General features: G+C 69.2%; 17 protein-coding genes. 4 read left to right on the top strand and 13 right to left on the bottom strand.

Features of this window, described 5'->3' with window-relative positions:
• Positions 1–437: 437 nt before the first annotated feature.
• Positions 438–596: a helix-turn-helix domain-containing protein gene (locus F0344_RS22030; protein WP_185300445.1), complete on the bottom strand. Its 159-nt coding sequence runs from the start codon at positions 594–596 to the stop codon at positions 438–440.
• Positions 597–680: 84 nt separating this feature from the next.
• Entirely contained in the window at positions 681–1,223 is a 543-nt protein-coding gene (locus F0344_RS22025; protein WP_185300444.1) for a hypothetical protein, read from the bottom strand.
• A gap of 121 nt (positions 1,224–1,344) precedes the next feature.
• Here F0344_RS22025 and F0344_RS22020 point away from each other — a divergent pair, with 121 nt between their 5' ends.
• Positions 1,345–2,514, top strand: a complete 1,170-nt coding sequence (locus F0344_RS22020; RefSeq protein ID WP_185302823.1) for a tyrosine-type recombinase/integrase — start codon at positions 1,345–1,347, stop codon at positions 2,512–2,514.
• A 200-nt stretch (positions 2,515–2,714) separates the two neighbouring features.
• Here F0344_RS22020 and F0344_RS22015 read toward each other — a convergent pair whose 3' ends face one another.
• On the bottom strand, positions 2,715–3,872 hold the full coding sequence (locus F0344_RS22015; RefSeq protein WP_185300443.1) for an acyl-CoA dehydrogenase family protein: 1,158 nt from the start codon (positions 3,870–3,872) through the stop codon (positions 2,715–2,717).
• A 263-nt stretch (positions 3,873–4,135) separates the two neighbouring features.
• On the opposite strand from F0344_RS22015, the gene F0344_RS22010 reads away from it, so the two are divergent.
• Positions 4,136–5,479, top strand: coding sequence for a UDP-glucose dehydrogenase family protein (locus F0344_RS22010; protein ID WP_185300442.1), 1,344 nt, complete (start codon positions 4,136–4,138; stop codon positions 5,477–5,479).
• A gap of 96 nt (positions 5,480–5,575) precedes the next feature.
• On the opposite strand, the gene F0344_RS22005 is transcribed toward F0344_RS22010, so the two are convergent.
• Genes F0344_RS22005 through F0344_RS21995 form a run of 3 tightly spaced genes read right to left on the bottom strand, consistent with a single transcriptional unit; the run spans position 5,576 to position 8,439 of the window.
• Positions 5,576–6,769 (bottom strand): dipeptidase, encoded by a 1,194-nt coding sequence (locus tag F0344_RS22005; RefSeq protein WP_185300441.1) that lies wholly within the window; start codon positions 6,767–6,769, stop codon positions 5,576–5,578.
• A gap of 6 nt (positions 6,770–6,775) precedes the next feature.
• A complete protein-coding gene (purE, locus tag F0344_RS22000; protein WP_185300440.1) occupies positions 6,776–7,312 on the bottom strand; it encodes a 5-(carboxyamino)imidazole ribonucleotide mutase in 537 nt (178 codons plus the stop codon).
• The gene (locus tag F0344_RS21995; protein WP_374940163.1) at positions 7,309–8,439 is read right to left on the bottom strand and encodes a 5-(carboxyamino)imidazole ribonucleotide synthase; all 1,131 of its coding nucleotides are present in this window, start codon (positions 8,437–8,439) and stop codon (positions 7,309–7,311) included. Before F0344_RS21995 ends, purE begins: the two co-directional genes overlap by 4 nt.
• A 218-nt stretch (positions 8,440–8,657) precedes the next feature.
• On the opposite strand from F0344_RS21995, the gene F0344_RS21990 reads away from it, so the two are divergent.
• Positions 8,658–9,272 (top strand): GtrA family protein, encoded by a 615-nt coding sequence (locus F0344_RS21990; RefSeq protein WP_185300438.1) that lies wholly within the window; start codon positions 8,658–8,660, stop codon positions 9,270–9,272.
• A gap of 40 nt (positions 9,273–9,312) precedes the next feature.
• Here the strand turns inward: F0344_RS21990 and F0344_RS21985 are convergent, their stop codons facing one another.
• Complete coding sequence (locus F0344_RS21985; RefSeq protein ID WP_185300437.1) at positions 9,313–10,578, bottom strand: HAMP domain-containing histidine kinase; 1,266 nt, start codon at positions 10,576–10,578, stop codon at positions 9,313–9,315.
• Between the two features lie 15 nt (positions 10,579–10,593).
• Positions 10,594–11,271 carry a response regulator transcription factor gene (locus F0344_RS21980; RefSeq protein WP_185300436.1) on the bottom strand — a complete coding sequence of 226 codons (678 nt, stop codon included), beginning with the start codon at positions 11,269–11,271 and terminating at the stop codon, positions 10,594–10,596.
• Between the two features lie 486 nt (positions 11,272–11,757).
• Here F0344_RS21980 and F0344_RS21975 point away from each other — a divergent pair, with 486 nt between their 5' ends.
• Positions 11,758–13,257 carry a peptide MFS transporter gene (locus tag F0344_RS21975; RefSeq protein ID WP_185300435.1) on the top strand — a complete coding sequence of 500 codons (1,500 nt, stop codon included), beginning with the start codon at positions 11,758–11,760 and terminating at the stop codon, positions 13,255–13,257.
• An 89-nt stretch (positions 13,258–13,346) separates the two neighbouring features.
• On the opposite strand, the gene F0344_RS21970 is transcribed toward F0344_RS21975, so the two are convergent.
• The 5 genes from F0344_RS21970 to F0344_RS21950 all read right to left on the bottom strand — a co-directional run bounded on the left by F0344_RS21970 (position 13,347) and on the right by F0344_RS21950 (position 18,021).
• On the bottom strand, positions 13,347–13,709 hold the full coding sequence (locus F0344_RS21970; protein WP_185300434.1) for a hypothetical protein: 363 nt from the start codon (positions 13,707–13,709) through the stop codon (positions 13,347–13,349).
• A gap of 217 nt (positions 13,710–13,926) precedes the next feature.
• Positions 13,927–15,294 carry a hypothetical protein gene (locus F0344_RS21965; RefSeq protein WP_185302822.1) on the bottom strand — a complete coding sequence of 456 codons (1,368 nt, stop codon included), beginning with the start codon at positions 15,292–15,294 and terminating at the stop codon, positions 13,927–13,929.
• A gap of 14 nt (positions 15,295–15,308) precedes the next feature.
• A complete protein-coding gene (locus F0344_RS21960) occupies positions 15,309–16,349 on the bottom strand; it encodes a hypothetical protein (RefSeq protein WP_185300433.1) in 1,041 nt (346 codons plus the stop codon).
• Positions 16,346–17,335, bottom strand: coding sequence for a COG1470 family protein (locus F0344_RS21955; RefSeq protein ID WP_185300432.1), 990 nt, complete (start codon positions 17,333–17,335; stop codon positions 16,346–16,348). The genes F0344_RS21960 and F0344_RS21955 overlap by 4 nt, the downstream gene beginning before the upstream one ends.
• A gap of 59 nt (positions 17,336–17,394) precedes the next feature.
• On the bottom strand, positions 17,395–18,021 hold the full coding sequence (locus F0344_RS21950; protein WP_185302821.1) for a peptidase: 627 nt from the start codon (positions 18,019–18,021) through the stop codon (positions 17,395–17,397).
• Between the last annotated feature and the right edge of the window lie 253 nt (positions 18,022–18,274).

Raw genomic sequence — 18,274 nt, 5'->3', positions numbered from 1 at the left:
CCCGCCCCTGGCGATGTTGTCGCATTCCGCTTCCCAGTGCTGAGCGTCACCCTGCGTACTGAACATCCAATCTCCCTGGCGGGCGTCCCATGGGATGTTGTGCCCGTGTGTGGCGCACTCCTCCCGCTTCTTCTTCGAGGGTGCATCCATAGACGCCACCGTGCCCGGAATCAGCAGGCACCGAGCCGAAGCGGACGGAGCCAGCAACCCGGCCCTGATCAGGCTGCAGCGCGTCTGGCGGTACCGACCCGCGCTGCACGTCTGCCCCTTCTCATTGGTCAGGATGAGTTCCAGTTCACCGGACCCCAAGGGTGCATGTCCGCCCCTTTGCATCCGGTCCAGAGCAAGCAGCCACATGCGGGTTTCAAGATGGAGAGCGGCGCTCCCAATGGCAGGGTTCGAGCGCTCCGGTCGGTAGACCTTGGCAAATCGGTAGCTCACCGCGTCACCTGCCTGTCCAGCCAGTGGTCCAGATCCACAGGGCGGCACCGGAGCGACTGCCCGACCCTCCGAAATGGGATCTCCTCCCGCTTCCAGTTCTCGTGCACCCAACTACGGGGTTTAGCCAGAAACTCAGCCACATCATTCAAAGTCATGAGCTTGGTCAATATGTCCTCCGAAAATAAAAAACCCCCGAGTGGCCTCGGGGGCATGTGAATCTTGAATATGGAATGGAGTCATTAACTCCCAGACTTGAGCACAGCGCCCAATACGTCCTTGGTCTTCTCAGTCAGCTCGCCTCCCGCCTTGCCAGCAAGCGTGCTCAGGAAGCCCTCTCGGCGAGCCTTCTTCAAGTGATCCTTGACGGTCTCAGGGCGGCGCCCGATCACTCGGGCCAGCCACGGGACGGGAGCGGGAGCCCCACTGTCCGCCATGCCGGTATAGGTGGCGGCCAACATCGCCAAGTACCGCTCAGAAACTCCCTCACTAGCCAAGATCTCACCAGCGACCCGTCCGCCCTCTTCGAGCTTCCGAGCCACGTCCTCCAGCGTGCGCTGAGCCTCTGGAGCCACTTTGGCTACGTTCATCGCTGCCGCGATGTCCAGCCTGCGCAGCACGGTCGTAGAGATGCCTCGGGCAACGTCACGAGTGGGCGCGTCCGCAGCAGGCTCCACGGTCATCCGCTGCGGGCCACCTGTCACAGGGCCGGTCGGCCACCACATCCGTACTACCCAACTTCCCTGCTGCTGACTGATCTCAAACCCGCTCTCATCTGCTTCCACACCTCCCACTGTAGCACCACACAGGGTGGTCCACCCTGTGTTGACAACCCTGGGTGGTCATGACGCAGACTTAGTGAGGGCCCGGTCAGCGGGCTCGATGGCTGAAGGGGTGGGCTCGCCAGTGGCAAGGGCTTGGGTAGCAAGGTCGACAGACGACCCGAAGAAGTGGACGACCTTTTGGTACGACCCGGATGGGAAGCAGCGGCAAAAATCCTTTGAGACTAAGAAGCGCGCCGACGACCAGCGCAAGGAACAGGAACTCGACGCTGGTACCTACCTGGATGACAGGTTGGGCAAGCAGCCGGTGACGAGTGTCTGGGAGCAGTGGACGCAGCAAAGGAGGCTGGAGAACAGCACCAAGAAGCAGTACAGATCGATCCAGAACACCACCCTGGAACCGTTCTTCAAGGCCCGCTCCATCGTGTCCTTGAAGGTCGCGGACATCGAACAATGGCTGCTGTGGATGGAGCAGGACAGAAACCTCTCTGCCCGGACTCGGCGTCAGCGGTTTTCGTTCTTCTCCGGGATGATGGATTGGGCTGTCGTCAACGAAATCATCGGGCGCAATCCGTGCAAGAAGATCAGGCACGCAGGCAGCCGTGCCAAAGAAATACGCGAGCACAAGAGCAACGCCCGGCGGCTGACGACTCGGGAAGTGCTGGCCATGCTGAACGGGGTCCCGCCCCGATATCGGGCGATGCTCTGGCTCATGGCGGGATGCGGTCTCCGGATCGGCGAGGCCATGGCGGTCTCACGCGATCAGATCGACTTCCAGGCCGGGGTCCTACGCGTCGATTTCCAGATAGCGGAGGACGGTGAATCCGAGTCAGGAAAGAACAGCGCGCTACAGCGGCGGCACATCAAGGCCCGTGACGAAGAGGAGCCGGGGCGAGTGGTGCCCCTTCCGCCGAACGTGGCCTTCGAGCTGCGCAGGCACATCAAGAACCACGGCGTCTGGGGATCAGAGCGCCTGCTGTTCCCCAACGTCACTCGCACCGGGTACCTGTACGCCTCGTACTTCTACCGGCAAATCTGGCTGGTCGCCCTGACGAAGGGTGAGGTGACCTACTGCAAGCCGCACTCCATGCGGCACTACTACGGGTCCCGGCTGCTCTATGCGGGCGTCCCTGAGAACGACGTTGCCGACTGGATGGGGCACAGCAGCACGGACGTGCTCCGCGAGCACTATCACTACATCTTCGAGGGTGCCGAGCAGCGAGGGCGCGCAGCCATCGCCACCATGCTGACCCCCGACGCGGACGACCCCACCGAGCGAGACGAAGTCGCCTGACCCAGCCCATACGAAAAGCCCCCGGCATCACGCCGGGGGCCTTGTCGTTTATGCAGGTCAGCAGCCGTTCCGGGGCCAGAGTCCGCCCAGGATTCCCCCAGCATGACGCCCAGGAAGGGTCCGGAACGGGCCCGAACGGACCGGAAGCCGATCACCTCTCCGGGATCACCGGAAAAGGCGACTGACCTGCGAAAACCCTGCTACGGCAGGTTCCTTGCCATGACGATCCGCTGAACCTGGTTCGTACCTTCGTAAATCTGCGTGATCTTCGCGTCGCGCATCATGCGCTCCACCGGGTAGTCACGCGTGTAGCCGTAGCCTCCGAGCAGCTGGACCGCGTCCGTCGTGACCTCCATGGCGACGTCCGACGCGAAGCACTTGGCCGCGGCGCCGGCGAACGTGAGGTCGCTGTCGCCGCGCTCCGACTTGGCGGCGGCCGCGTACGTAAGCTGGCGGGCGGCCTCGATCTTCATGGCCATGTCCGCGAGCATGAACTGCACGCCCTGGAACTCCGCGATCGGCTTGCCGAACTGCTTGCGCTCCTGGACGTAGCCCTTGGCGTAGTCGAGGGCGCCCTGTGCGACGCCGAGCGCCTGGGCCGCGATCGTGATGCGGGTGTGGTCCAGGGTCTTCATCGCCGTGGCGAAGCCCGTGCCCTCCTCGCCGATCATGCGGTCGGCGGGGATACGGACGTTGTCGAGGTAGACCTCGCGGGTCGCCGAGCCCTTGATGCCTAGCTTGCGCTCCGGGGCACCGAAGGAGACGCCCTCGTCGGACTTCTCGACGACGAACGCCGAGATGCCCTTCGAGCGCTTCGTCGGGTCGGTGACGGCCATGACCGTGTAGAACTCGGAGACGCCCGCGTTGGTGATCCAGCGCTTCACACCGTTGAGGACCCAGAAGTCGCCGTCGCGGACGGCCCTGGTCTTCATGCCCGCCGCGTCCGAACCGGCGTCCGGCTCGGAGAGGGCGTACGAGAACAGCGCCTCGCCCTTGGCGAGCGGGCCCAGGTACTTCTTCTTCAGGTCCTCGGAGCCGGAGAGGATCACCGGGAGCGAGCCCAGCTTGTTCACGGCCGGGATGAGGGAGGAGGAGCAGCAGGCGCGGGCCACTTCCTCGATGACGATGACCGTGGCGAGCGCGTCGGCGCCGGCGCCGCCGTACGCCTCGGGCACGTGGACCGCGTGCAGGTCGGCGGCGACGAGGGCGTCGAGGGCCTCCTGCGGGAAGCGGGCCTCCTCATCGACCGCTGCCGCGTACGGGGCGATCTTCGCTTCGGCGAGCGAGCGGACCGTGTCGCGGAGCATGTCGTGCTCCTCCGCCGGACGGTACAGGTCGAAATCGGTCGAACCCGCCAAGACTCTCACTCCCCAAATGTGCTAACTACCGTTAAGTAACCCAATTTTAGTGGGCCGGGCGCGCAATGGCATACGCGGACGGCGCGTGAGCTTGACGACAGGGGTGGGACAAAGAGGGTCTGTAGCGGGCATGTAGGGGATGGGACCGGGCGCGTGGCGGGCGGGTGGGGGCCGCCCGGGGGCCGGGGTGGGGGAAATACCGGGATCCAGGGCCCGACTATGCTCGGCTCCGCACGCCTGTCCGTATCTCCCTGGAGCACTCGATGGCCCTCAAGATCACTGTCATCGGCACCGGCTACCTCGGCGCCACCCACGCCGCGGCCATGGCGGAGCTGGGCTTCGACGTCCTGGGGCTCGACGTCGTGCCGGAGAAGATCGAGATGCTCTCGGCGGGCAAGGTGCCGATGTACGAACCGGGGCTCGAAGAGATCCTGCGCAAGCATGTCGCGGGCATCGAGGGATCTACCGGCCGGCTGCGGTTCACGACCTCCTGGGAGGAAGTGGGCGCCTTCGGTGACGTCCACTTCGTCTGCGTGAACACTCCGCAGAAGCACGGCGAGTACGCCTGCGACATGAGCTATGTGGACAGTGCCTTCGAGTCCCTCGCGCCGCAGCTGACCCGGTCGGCCCTCGTCGTCGGGAAGTCCACGGTGCCGGTGGGCTCCGCCGCGCGGCTCGCGGCACGGCTCGCCGAACTGGCTCCGGTGGGTGCGGATGCCGAGCTGGCGTGGAACCCGGAGTTCCTGCGGGAGGGCTTCGCCGTCCAGGACACGCTGCACCCGGACCGGATCGTGGTCGGGGTGCGGAGCGAACGGGCCGAGAAGCTGCTGCGTGAGGTGTACGCGGGGCCGGTCGGGGAAGGGTCGCCGTTCGTGGTGACGGACTATCCGACCGCCGAGCTGGTCAAGACGTCCGCGAACTCGTTCCTCGCCACCAAGATCTCCTTCATCAACGCCATGGCCGAGGTCTGCGAGGCGGCCGACGGTGACGTGGTGAAGCTGGCCGAGGCGATCGGGCACGACGACCGCATCGGGAAGAAGTTCCTGCGGGCGGGCATCGGGTTCGGTGGCGGCTGCCTTCCCAAGGACATCCGGGCGTTCATGGCCCGCGCGGGTGAGCTGGGCGCGGACCAGGCGCTGACGTTCCTGCGCGAGGTCGACTCGATCAACATGCGGCGCCGCGGGCACATGGTCGAGCTGGCGCGGGAGGCCGTGGGCGGCGGTTCGTTCCTGGGGCAGCGGGTGGCGGTGCTCGGAGCGACGTTCAAGCCGGACTCGGACGACGTACGGGATTCACCGGCGCTCAACGTGGCCGGGCAGATCCACCTCCAGGGCGGCCAGGTCACGGTGTTCGACCCCAAGGGCATGGACAACGCCCGTCGGCTGTTCCCGACGCTCGCGTACGCGGACTCGGTGCTCGACGCCGTGCGCGGCGCGGACGTGGTGCTGCACCTGACGGAGTGGCGGGCGTTCCGTGAGCTGGACCCGGCGGAACTGGGCGAGGTGGCGGCCCGGCGGATCATTCTGGACGGGCGCAACGCGCTTGATCCCGCGGTGTGGCGTGAGGCGGGCTGGACGTACCGGGCCATGGGACGGCCGAAGGCGTAGTCGCGTGGCCCGGCGGTGCCGGGGGCCGGGTGCGGGCTGCGCTCGATCGTGCTCGGTCACGGGCCCGGGTGCGCCCGGGCCCGTGACGAGGGCGTCTCACATCGCGTGCCCGTCCACCTCACCGATCGTGACGTGGGAGGGGCCGTAACGCGCGCTCAGGTCGCGGGCGACGGCTTCCGCGTCGCGCAGCACCCGTACGGCGTTGCGCCAGGTCAGCTTGGCGAGGTCGGCGTCGGACCAGCCGCGGCCGAGGAGCTCCGCGATCAGGTTCGGGTAGCCGGCGACGTCCCGCAGGCCCTCCGGGAGGAAGGCCGTGCCGTCGAAGTCGCCACCGATGCCGATGTGGTTGATCCCGGCGACCTCGCGCATGTGGTCGAGGTGGTCGGCGATCGTGGCGACGGTGGCCTCGGGGCGCGGGTAGGCCGCCTCGAAGTCGGCGTGGACGCGCATCGCCGCCGAGGTGGTGTCCAGGTGGTGCAGACCGTGCTCGCGCATGTTGCGGTCGGCTGCCAGCGTCCAGGCGACGGCGGCCGGGAGGACGAACTTCGGTACGAAGGTCGCCATGGCCACACCACCGTTGGCGGGCAGCTGGGCCAGCACGTCGTCGGGGATGTTGCGCGGGTGGTCGCAGATCGCCCGGGCCGAGGAGTGCGAGAAGATCACCGGCGCGGTGGAGGTGGCGAGCGCCTGGCGCATGGTCGTGGCGGCCACGTGGGAGAGGTCGACCAGCATGCCGATGCGGTTCATCTCGCGTACGACCTCGCGGCCGAACGCCGACAGGCCACCGACGCGCGGGACATCGGTCGCCGAGTCCGCCCAGTCGATGTTGTCGTTGTGCGTCAGCGTCATGTAGCGCACGCCGAGCGTGTGCAGGGCGCGCAGGGTGCCCAGCGAGTTGTTGATGGAGTGGCCGCCCTCGGCGCCCATCAGGGAGGCGATACGGCCCTCGGCGCGGGCGATCTCCATGTCGTCGGCGGTCAGTGCGCGCCGCAGGTCCGCGGGGTAGCGGGCCAGCAGCTCGGTGACGACGTCGATCTGTTCCAGGGTGGCGCTGACGGCGGCGTCACCGGCGAGGTCGCTGCGGACGTAGACCGACCAGAACTGCGCTCCGACGCCGCCGGCGCGCAGCCGGGGGATGTCGGTGTGCAGGGAGCCGGTCTGGTCGGTGGCGATGTCCCGGGCGTCCAGGTCGTAGCCGACCTGTTCGCGCAGGGCCCACGGCAGGTCGTTGTGGCCGTCGACGACGGGGTGGACGGCGAGGAGTTCCCGGGCCCGGTCCAGATGGTCCACGGTCCCCTACTTCCCGAAGCCGAAGGAGTCGGAGCCCTCGACCTTGGCCCGGAGCCGTTTCCCCTTCTCGGTGGCCTGGTCGTTCAGTTCCTGGAGGAAGTCCTTCATCCGGGTCCGCAGCTCGCTGTCGTGGGCGGCGAGGAGGCGGGCGGCGAGGAGGCCCGCGTTGCGCGCTCCGCCGACCGAGACGGTGGCGACCGGGATTCCGGCGGGCATCTGCACGATGGAGAGCAGGCTGTCCATGCCGTCGAGGTACTTCAGCGGGACGGGAACCCCGATGACGGGCAGCGGGGTCACGGAGGCGAGCATGCCGGGCAGGTGGGCCGCGCCGCCCGCGCCCGCGATGATCGCCTTGAGACCGCGGTCGGCGGCCGCGTCGCCGTACGCGATCATCTCGCGCGGCATGCGGTGGGCGGAGAGGACGTCCACCTCGTAGGGGATCTCGAACTCGTCGAGGGCCTTCGCGGCTGCTTCCATGACGGGCCAGTCGGAGTCCGAGCCCATGACGATGCCGATGACGGGGGCGGTACCGGGGGAGGTCATTCGGTGATTGTTCCTCGCAGGTAGTCGGCCGCGTGCCGGGCGCGCTCCCGCACGTCCGCCAGGTCGTCGCCGTAGGTGTTGACGTGTCCGACCTTGCGGCCGGGCTTCACGTCCTTGCCGTACATGTGGATCTTGAGCTGCGGGTCGCGGGCCATGCAGTGCAGGTACGCCTGGTACATGTCCGGGTAGTCCCCGCCGAGGACGTTGCACATGACCGTCCACGTGGCGCGCGGGCGCGGGTCGCCGAGCGGGAGGTCCAGGACCGCCCGGACGTGGTTGGCGAACTGCGAGGTGATCGCACCGTCCTGGGTCCAGTGCCCGGAGTTGTGCGGGCGCATCGCCAGTTCGTTGACGAGAATGCGGGGAGTCCCGTCCGCGTCGCGGGTCTCGAAGAGCTCGACGGCGAGGTGGCCGACGACTCCGAGCTCGGCGGCGATGCGCAGGGCGAGCTGCTGGGCCTCGCCCGCCAGCCTCTCGTCCAGCCCGGGGGCCGGCGCGATGACGGTGTCGCAGACGCCGTCGACCTGGATCGACTCGACGACCGGGTAGGCGACGGCCTGGCCGTGCGGCGAGCGGACGATGCCGGCCGCCAGCTCCCGTACGAAGTCGACCTTCTCCTCGGCGAGGACGGGAACGCCGGCCTGGAACGGTTCGGCGGCGTCCTGCTCGGAGCGCACGACCCACACGCCCTTGCCGTCGTAGCCGCCGCGGACCGTCTTGAGGATCACGGGGAAGCCGCCGGCCTCGGCCGCGAAGGCCGCGACGTCGGCCGGGTCCTTCACCAGGCGGTGGCGGGGGCAGGGCGCACCGATCTCGGTGAGCTTGGCCCGCATCACCCCCTTGTCCTGGGCGTGCACCAGGGCGTCGGGGCCGGGGCGGACGGGGATGCCGTCCGCCTCCAGGGCGCGCAGGTGCTCCGTCGGGACGTGCTCGTGATCGAAGGTGATCACGTCACATCCGCGTGCGAAGGCTCGCAGCGTGTCCAGGTCGCGATAGTCGCCGATGACGACTTCGCTCACCACCTGAGCGGCCGAGTCCTGGGGGGTGTCACTGAGGAGCTTGAATTTCAGGCCGAGGGGGATACCCGCCTCATGGGTCATGCGGGCGAGCTGACCGCCGCCGACCATGCCGACTACCGGGAACGTCACCCCTCCAGAGTATCCGGCGCGCCGGGGCTTCCCGGACGGTGGACCGGCAGCGGACGGGGGCAGCGGTCCGACAGCATCCGACGGCGGACGCATGTCACGGCGTCGCCGCCCTCAGCCGCTCTCACCGGCATCACACGGGAGGGCTGGTTAGCATGGCTGAGTTGACGAAACCGAACGGACGGGGCTGAGCGATCACCATGGACGAACGTGGCGCATTGCGGGCCCGCATCGATCAGCTGGGCCGGGAGGTCGCCAAGTTCGGCGCGGTCGGTGCCGTCGGGGTGCTGGTCAACATCGCCGTCTCCAACCTGATCTGGCGCACGACGGAGATTCCCGTGGTCCGGGCGGGCCTGATGGCGACCTGCGTGGCCATCCTCTTCAACTACGTGGGTTTCCGTTACTGGACCTACCGGGACCGCGACAAGAGACGCCGGACGCGGGAGCTGATGCTCTTCCTGGCGTTCAGCGCCGTGGGTGCGGTGATCGAGGTCGGCGTGCTCTACGCCGCGACGTACTGGTTCGGCTGGGACACCCCGCTCCAGAACAATATCTTCAAGATCGTCGGTATCGGGATCGCGACCCTGTTCCGGTTCTGGTCGTACCGGACCTGGGTCTTCAGGGCGCTGCCTGCCAAAGAGGACGTAGCGGAGGCGGTCGTGGCCACGGAGGGTGCACCGGTACCGCTGGTCGAGCAGGTTTCGCGGGCGGAGTCCGGTCCCGTGCCCGACCGGGCGGAGTCCGGTCCCGTGCCCGACCGGGTGGGAACCGGTCCCGTACACGACCGGGTGGAGTCCGGTCCCGTACACAACTGAGAGCGCGGCACGGGCGGGTCGGGAGCGCGGTACCGGTAAGTCAGCGCACCGGGCGGTCCGGCTCCTTGCGTTTCCTGGCCACCCTGCTGAGGAAGAGGGCGAACACCGGGGGCTGCTGCTGGAGCAGCTCCAGCCGCCCGCCGTCCGCCTCCGCGAGGTCCCGGGCGACGGCGAGGCCGATCCCGGTGGAGTTGCGGCCGCTGATGGTGCGCTCGAAGATCCGCGCACCGAGGTCGGCGGGCACACCCGGGCCCTCGTCCGTCACCTCGATGACCACCTGGTTGCCCGTGACGCGGGTGCGCAGCGCCACGGTGCCGCCTCCGTGCATCAGCGAGTTCTCGATCAGCGCGGCGAGCACCTGCGCCACCGCGCCGGGCGTCCCGACGGCCCGCAGTCCGTGCTTGCCCGAGCAGACGACGGCGCGGCCCGCGCTGCGGTAGGCGGGGCGCCACTCCTCGATCTGCTGCTTGACGACCTCGTCGAGGTCGAAGACGACGGCGGAGCCGGTACGCGGGTCGCGTGAGTTCGTCAGGAGCCGCTCCACCACGTCGGTGAGCCGCTCGACCTGCGTCAGGGCGATGTGGGCCTCCTCCTTCACCGTCTCCAGGTCCTCCGTCACCGAGATCTCCTCGATCCGCATGGAGAGCGCGGTCAGCGGGGTACGGAGCTGGTGCGAGGCGTCGGCGGCGAGGCGGCGTTCGGCCGTCAGCATCCGGGCGATGCGCTCGGCGGAGGAGTCCAGGACGTCGGCGACGCGGTCCAGCTCCGGAACGCCGTAGCGCTTGTGGCGGGGGCGCGGGTCGCCGGAGCCGAGGCGTTCAGCCGTCTCGGCGAGGTCGGTCAGCGGTGAGGCGAGCCGGTTGGCCTGGCGTACGGCGAGGAGCACCGCGGAGACGATCGCGAGGAGTGCCACCGCGCCGATGATCAGGAGGGTGCGTCCGAGCTCGCGGGTGACGGCCGAACCGGACTCCTCGACGGTGACCTTCTCGCCCTGCTCCCCCGTCGCCGTACTGCGGATGACACTGCCGCTGGGGCGCTCGCCGACCTCGATGGGCGCCCGGTCCGGGATCTCGACCCGTGCGTAGCGGCTGGAGTCGACCTGCTCGGCCAGGACGCCGGGGGTGATCCGCTCCTCGCCGAGGAGCCGGCTGTCGACGACGCTGATCAGCCGCAGGGCCTCGGAGTCGACGCTCTCCTGGGCGCTGGTGCTGATGGTGCGGCTCTCCACCAGGACGAGGGAGACGCCGAAGACGGCGATCACCACGAGCACCACGGCGAGCGTGGAGTTGATCAGTCGACGGCGCATGACTGTCTCTGTACGTCAGCTCTTCTCGAACCGGAAGCCGACGCCCCGCACGGTCGCGATGTAGCGGGGATTGGCGGCGTCGTCGCCGAGCTTCTTGCGGAGCCAGGAGATGTGCATGTCGAGCGTCTTGGTGGAGGACCACCAGGTCGTGTCCCAGACCTCGCGCATCAGCTGGTCGCGGGTGACGACCCGGCCGGCGTCCCGGACGAGGACGCGCAGGAGGTCGAATTCCTTGGCGGTGAGCTGGAGTTCCTCCTCGCCCATCCAGGCCCGGTGCGACTCGACGTCGATCCGGACACCGTGGGTGGCGGTCGGCACGGCGGGCTCGGTGGCGCCGCGGCGCAGCAGGGCGCGGACCCGGGCCAGCAGTTCGGCGAGACGGAAGGGTTTGGTGACGTAGTCGTCGGCTCCCGCGTCGAGTCCCACCACGGTGTCGACCTCGTCGGCGCGCGCGGTGAGCACCAGGATCGGTACGGCGAGCCCCTCGCCGCGCAGCCGGCGTGCGACTTCGAGGCCGTCCATGCCGGGAAGCCCCAGGTCGAGCACGACGAGATCGATGCCTCCCTGGAGTCCGGCGTCCAGTGCGGTCGGACCGTCCTGCCGGACTTCGACCTCGTAGCCCTCCCGACGCAGTGCGCGGGCCAGTGGCTCCGAGATGGACGCGTCGTCCTCGGCGAGCAGTACACGGGTCATGCAGTGATGGTAGTCCGCACGGGGCGCGGGAAGTGAGGCGCTGGCGAGGACCTCTGTACCTGGGATGCGAATCCAGCTCGCGCCTTCGAATAGGGGAGCATGGCGCCGATATCACCTGTGATCCATGTCTCAAGTCCTTTCATATGCCGCACTGTCGTGTCGTATGGTGTTCCGACGCCTGATGCACTGCCGAAGGACCTTTGGGCCGCCATGAGCGCCAAGGGTCACTTTTCTGTGCGGGCCGGTACCCGCCGGCCCTGAGGGCGCATGACCTGTGGGCCGGGCCCGGCGCGCTCACGCGCGGCGGGTGTGGATCCCGATTCGGTCGGCCTTCCGGCTCCGGCATCGACTCCGCACGGAGAGCGATGACCTGAGCCGGTCCCCTTCGAGTGGAGAGGGCGGGGCACGGCCGCGCCGGTGCCGGCCACCCCCCACCGGGCGCGTACCGCTCACGAGGCGACGCGTCCCGACCAGCAAGGATCGACCATGGCGTCCAGTCTGACGAAGGACTCGGCCAGTCCCGGCGACAAGACCTTCTTCGGCCACCCCCGCGGTATGGCCACCCTCTTCATGACGGAGATGTGGGAACGCTTCTCCTGGTACGGAATGCGGGCCATCCTCACCCTGTACCTGGTGGCCGCCGTGCTCGACGGCCCCCTTGAGGGCCGGGAGGCGCTCGCCGCCTCCATCTACGGCGTGTACAACGCCGTCGTCTACATGGCCGCGATGCCTGGCGGCTGGGTCGCCGACCGCCTCTGGGGTGCCCGCAAGGCCGTTCTGGTCGGCGGCATCGTCATCGCGCTCGGCCACTTCACCCTCGCGGTGCCGAGCGACCTCGCGTTCTTCCTCGGCCTCGCGATGATCGCGGTCGGTACGGGGCTGCTGAAGCCGAACATCTCGGCGATGGTGGGCGAGTTCTACGAGGGCCAGTCCAGCGCGCGTCGCGACGCCGGTTTCACCCTCTTCTACATGGCGATCAACATCGGTGGCCTCGCGGCGCCGCTGATCGTCGGCTACCTCGGTGAGCACGTCAACTGGCACCTCGGCTTCGGTGTGGCCGGTGTCGGGATGAGCCTCGCGGTCATCCAGTACGTCCTGGGCTCCAAGCACCTCGGCGACATCGGCAAGGTGCCCGCGAAACCGGCCTCCCCCGAGGAGCGGAAGGGGATGCTCCGCAAGGTGGGCCTGTGGTCCGGCCTCGCGGTCGCCGCGCTGCTGCTCGACCTCGCGCTGGGCACCTACGACATCGAGCACATCGTCAACGTCCTGGCCGTGCTGGGCGTCGTCGTGCCGATCATCTACTTCGCCTCGATCTTCCGCGACCCGGCGCTGACCGCCGAGGACCGGCCGAAGATCAAGGCGTACGTATGGTTCTTCGTCACGGCCGTGCTCTTCTGGATGATCTACGACCAGTCCGGCTCGCTACTGACGATCTTCGCCGACAACAAGACGGACCGCTTCATCGGCGGCTGGGAGTTCCCGGCTTCCTGGCTGCAGTCGGTCAACCCCGCGATGGTCATCATCCTGGCTCCGATCTTCGCCACGCTCTGGGTGAAGCTGGCCACGCGCAACAGTGAGCCCGGCACCCCGATGAAGTTCGCGCTGGCGATGCTCCTCATCGGTGGCTCCTTCGGCATCATGGGCCTGGCGGGCGCCGCCGCGGCCAACAGCGAGACCGGCAAGGTCACCGTCTTCTGGCTGCTCGCCGTCTACCTGGCGCAGACCATGGGGGAGATGTGCCTCTCCCCCGTCGGCCTGTCGCTGTCCACGAAGCTGGCTCCCAAGATGTTCGTGGGCCAGATCATGGGCCTGTGGTTCCTGGCCACGTCGACGGGCAACGCCTTGAACGGCTGGACCACGAAGCTCAACGCGCCCCTGGGCGACGCCGCCTACTACACGTTGCAGGCGATCGTGGCGGTCGCCGCAGGCCTCGCGTTCATGGTGGCGGGCAGGAAGATCCGCGCACTCATGGGCAACGTCAAGTAAGCGCACCAACGCAGGGAACGGGTCCGCACGAGAGGTTCGTGCGGACCCGTTCCGTATTTCGTGGACCGTCGTCCGTCAGGGAGCTACCGCTACTTGGTCTCCACCTTGACGCTTCGCAGGAAGCTGCTGAATCCGCACTTCACCGAGGACTTCTGGGTGGGCTTCTTCCAGTCGCCCTTCACCGTCCACGCAATGGTGTGCTCGGCGCCGCGCCCGCGCACGACGTCGCAGACGAGCACGGCACGGTGCTTCTTGACGGTCTTCCCCTTGGCGGACTTCTTACAGGCGGAGGTCGACACCGGACGCCCCAGCGAAAGGCTGGCCTTTGCCTTGCAGGTGTACTTCGCTCCGGCCGCCTCGGCCGGTACGGCGGTGGCCAGCGCCAGTCCGGACGTCATCAGCAGAGCCGCGAGCGCACCCGTCACAGCCCTCTTCCCCCAGGTCACGTTCATGTTGTTCCTATTCTCAACTCGTGCGGCACGGGCGGTTGGTCAAGACCGCCATTGCTCCGCACCTCCGCGACATCTCTTCGCTCCTGCGAAGAGGCATAGGGAAACCTATCGTTGTCGATCTTGAATGGGCAAGGTGGGCCGGGTGCTTCGGGCAGGCCTCGGGGGCGTCGGCCGGAAGAGCTTCCTCTTTCCGGCCGACGCCCCCGGCCCTCCGGCCTCAGCGCATTGCGCGCAGCCTGCGCCACGGGGTGAAGGTGAACACCGCGCCGCCGAGCAGGATCGCCGTACCGGCGACCAGACCCAGCGCCCGCAGTGCGCCGTCCTCCTCGGCCCCGGTGTCCGCGAGGCCGCCGCCGGAGTCCGTACCGCCTGCCGCGGCGCCGCCCGCCGACGATCCGCCGCCGGACGCACCGCCCGGCTGAGCCGCGGTGTCGAGCTCCAGCGAGACCGCCACCCCGGCCGGCGGGGTGCAGGTCGTCGTCGTACCGAGCGCCGCGACCGTGAGGACACCGGGGCTGAGCGTGGACTTCCCACTCGCTCCCGGCTTGTACGTGCCGGTCAGGTCGGGGATCTCGATCGGGGCGCCGCCCTTGATGGGGGCCTTGTTCGTGGGGCCCTCGACATGCACGGTGCCCTTGTCCGCGCCGCCCAGCCCGACCTCCATGGAGGGCTTCACCGAGTCGGCGGGAATGTCGATGGGGCTGTCCATCACGGACTTGCCGAACTTCACCGTGAGGGCGTAGCCGCCGCCGCTCTTCCTGGCGTTGATCTTCACGGGGGAGGTGGCGTTCTTGTCCCCGATGGGGGTCTTGCACGTGTACGCGACGGCGATCTCCTTGCCCTCGAAGTCGGTGCCGCCACCGGGGCCCCCGCCGGAGCCGCCGGAGCCGCCGGAGCCGCCGGACCCGCCGGATGTCGTACCGCCCGATGCCGTACCGCCGGCATCACCGCCGCCGGAGGTGGTGCCGCCCGCTGTCGTGCCTCCTGCGGTGGTGCCGCCGGATGTCGTACCGCCGGATGTGGTGCCGCCGGATGTGGTGCCGCCGGATGTGGTGCCGCCCTCCGTCACCTTGATGGTGACGCCCGGCTGGACCGCCTCCTTGGGAGCGCACTTGGTGTCCGTGGAGATCGGCTTGGACACGTTGATGTCGTACGCCCCGGGCGTCAGCGTGAGCTCGCCCGCCTTCTCCAGCTTCAGCGTGCCCTTCATGTCGGGCAGCACCATGGGGCTGCTCTTGGGAATCGGCGGGTTCTGCCGCGGACCTTCGAGCCTCAGTTCGCCGCTCGCCGCCCCGCCCAGCTTCACCCTGCCCGTCGGCTTCACCGTGTCCTTGTCCAGGTCCAGCACATCGGGGTTCCTGGAGGCGGCCTCGACCGTCTTCCAGACGACCTCGACCTCGTCCCCGACCTTGGCCTCCGCCGGAGCGGTCAGCCGCACCTTCGTGGTGCCCTGGACGGGTGGCAGTCCGGAAATCGGGGGCGGAATGCACTCCGTCGCGTACGAGACGTCGGCGGCCTGGGCTGGACTCGCGGCCAGCAGAATCCCCGCCCCGCCGAGCATCAGCGCGACTCCCGCCGCGCTCATCCTCCGTTGCGTGCTCACGAATGTCCCTTCGTCGTGGGTCTGTTCTCGGACGGTGCGGAATCCGGGGTGAACCACGGCAGCGGTGCCGTGGTCGTGGTGCTCACGCGCGAGGCGGCTCCGGTACGCCGCCGGGGGCGGTGACGTACGAGAGGCGAACGGCTCGCGGCGGGGCGGGGCCGTACCTTGTCGACGACGGCCATGCCGACACGGAAGACGGCAGCCGGTACGACGACGCACAGCAGGATCCAGAAGAGCGTGACGCCCCAGGGGCGGCCCACCCGCCACGGCTGCTCGGCCAGCACCTTCGTCCCGTACCGCAGGGAGACCTGGTAGTCGCCGTGCGCGCCGGCGGCCAGCTCGACGGGCAGCTCGATCTGCGCCTTGCGGCCGGGTGCGACGGTGCCGCGCCACTGCCGCTCCTCCCACTGCGGGGCGTAGACGCCGTGCGCGGTGCCGATCTCGAAAACGGGGTCCTTGACCGGCGCGGAGCCGAGGTTGCCGACCGTGAAGACGAGCTTCCGGGAGGCCGGCGCCCCGAACCAGGTCAGCAGCCCGCTGTCGCCCGCCAGCCGGGTGGTCGCCAGCACGGCGAGCTTCCCGCCCCCGGTCTCCTGGGGAAGTGGGGCGGTGGGGTGCCCCGCGACCACGAAGACCGCGTCGGCGGTGGCTTGTTCACCGGTGACCGTGGCCACGTGTACGACACAGGGGCAGGGCACGGGCGGTTCGGCTACGGGCATGTCCTTGGTGAAGGCGCCCGCCTCGTCGGTGGTGACGGCGCGGCCCTCGGCGTTGGCACAGGAGTTGGTGCCGCCGATCACGCCCCCGGCGGCCGTGGCCTGTCCGCAGATCAGCATCATCAGCAGGGTGTCGGGGCGCCAGTCACGGCCCTTGACGGTGATCTCGCCGCCCTTGCCCGCCTGAGGGGCGGAAAGAGTGACGGCGGGCTTCCCTTCGGCGGCCGAGGCGTAGGGAGCGGGCAGGAACAGGAGGGCCGGCAGAAGGACGAGCAGGAGGACGGGAAACCGGACGGGCACCGCTCCGGGCGCTGTGGTCACGAGTGCGCTCCTGTCTTCGCCAAGTGCCGGTCCGGGGTGGCTGGTTCATGGTCCGCGGGCGGGTCGATCGGGCCGTCTTCGGGAGCCTCACGGCGCCCACGCCCGCGTCGGCGTAACGCGCAGGCACCCGCGCCGGTCGCCACGAGCACCAGCAGCGCGCCGACGCTCAGGGGGACCCAGGGGACGTACACCGCCGACGCCGACGCCTCACCGCGCGCTCCTCCCGCCGCCGTGACGCGCAGCCGGACGGTGACCCGGTCGAAGGCGGGCGCGTCGGGCCAGACTTCGGTCAGTTCGACCCGTTGTCCGGGCAGGAGTTCCACCGGCAGCGTGCGGGCCTTCCGGGCCGGGAACGCTCCGGTCAGGCCCTCGGCGGTGAGGGCCAGGCGCGGCACGAGTGCGGCGTTCCCCCGGTTGACGAGGGCGTAACGGATGGTCTGCCCGGAAACGGTGACGTCCTCGACGGTGAGCGCGGCCAGCGTCGGCCCGCTCACCCGCAGATGCAGGCGCACGCCCACTTCGCGCCCCCCGCTCGCGGCGAGGACGGCGCCGGGGTGGTCACCGGGTGCCGCGCCGGACGGGACGGTGACGGCGAAGGGGACCTCGGCGCGGGTCCTGGCGGGTACGGTCACCTCGCGCGAGGCGAGCCGCAGCCAGGCCCCCGTACCGGTCGGGCGCTTCTCCCGTACGGCGAAGCCGCCGTCCGTCGTGTCGTACGCGTCGGCGCCCCGCAGCCGCACGGTGACCGGGGTGCGGCCCGGGTTGGTCACCGAGAGCCTGTCCTCCAGTACGGCGCCGGGGGCGCCCTCCAGGTAGAAGTACGGCCGTCCGTCGCCGCTCGGCCGCGCACCGCCGCCGGTGGGTCCCGCGGACCAGCCCTGCGGGGCGGCGTCCCGGCGATCGGTGCCGGCTGCCGGGGTCACGGCGAGGGCGCACAGGATTACGGCGAGCGCCGCACGGGCGGCGTGGCCGGTCGACAGCGACATGGGCGGCTCCCCTGGTACGGGTGCTTGCGGCGGGCCTGGCTGGGTGGGGCGGGCTCGGGTCAGCCCGTGGCGCGCTGTCCGCGCCGGGTCAGCCACAGCACTCCGGCCGCGCCGGTCAGCAGGACGGTGCCGCCGAGCGTGCCGAGCGCGGCGGCCGAGTCGAGGGGGCCGGTCTTCGGGAGCTCGCCGCCGCCCGCCGGGGCGTCCTGCGCGGCCGGGACGCCTCCCGTCACGTCGAGTTCGAGCGAGGGCTTGGGGTTGTTCTTCGGCGTACAGGTCGTCGTCGTACCCAGGGCCTTGATGGTGAGCACCCCGGCGGTGAAGGTGACCTTGCCCGACTTCTTCGGGGTGTACGTGCCCGACAAGTCGCTGATCTTGATGGGGGTGTTGGCGGGAACGGCTGCCGTGTTCGCCGGCCCGCTGACCTGGATCCTGCCGCTCTCGGCGCCGCCCGTCTCGATCACCGCGCTCGGCTTCATGGCGCCCTTGCCCAGCTCCACCGGGCTGGAGGAGACGCCCTTCTGGAAGGACATGGTGAGCGTGTAGCCACTGCCGCTCCTGACGCCCTTGATGTCGATGGGCGACACCGCGCCTTTGGGGCCGATCGGCGTCTGGCACTGGTAGTTGACGTCCACGACCTCGGCATGGGCGACGGGCGCCGCCAGCAGCACCGCCGCGCCCGCCATCGCGGACACCGCAGCGAGAGCTGTCCTCTTCCGGTTCGACTGGTTCGACACCTCGAGTTCCCCTCATGCCGGGAGTCGCCGAGCGGGCCGCGTGATTCCGTACGGCCGCGTTTTACTGACGACGCATCAGATTTGGCGCCCAAGGTACGCCTGGGGCCTTTTGGAGGGAAGACAAAGGAGCGCACCGATCCGGTGCGCTCTTCGGGTGTCGCCGTGATGCTTCTTCGGGTGTCGCCGTGATGCTTCTTCGGGT

It is taken from the genome of Streptomyces finlayi (assembly GCF_014216315.1).
Lineage (GTDB): Bacteria > Actinomycetota > Actinomycetes > Streptomycetales > Streptomycetaceae > Streptomyces > Streptomyces finlayi_A.
Note: the sequence above shows the minus strand (reverse complement) of the source record. Positions and strands in the feature narration are given on the sequence as shown.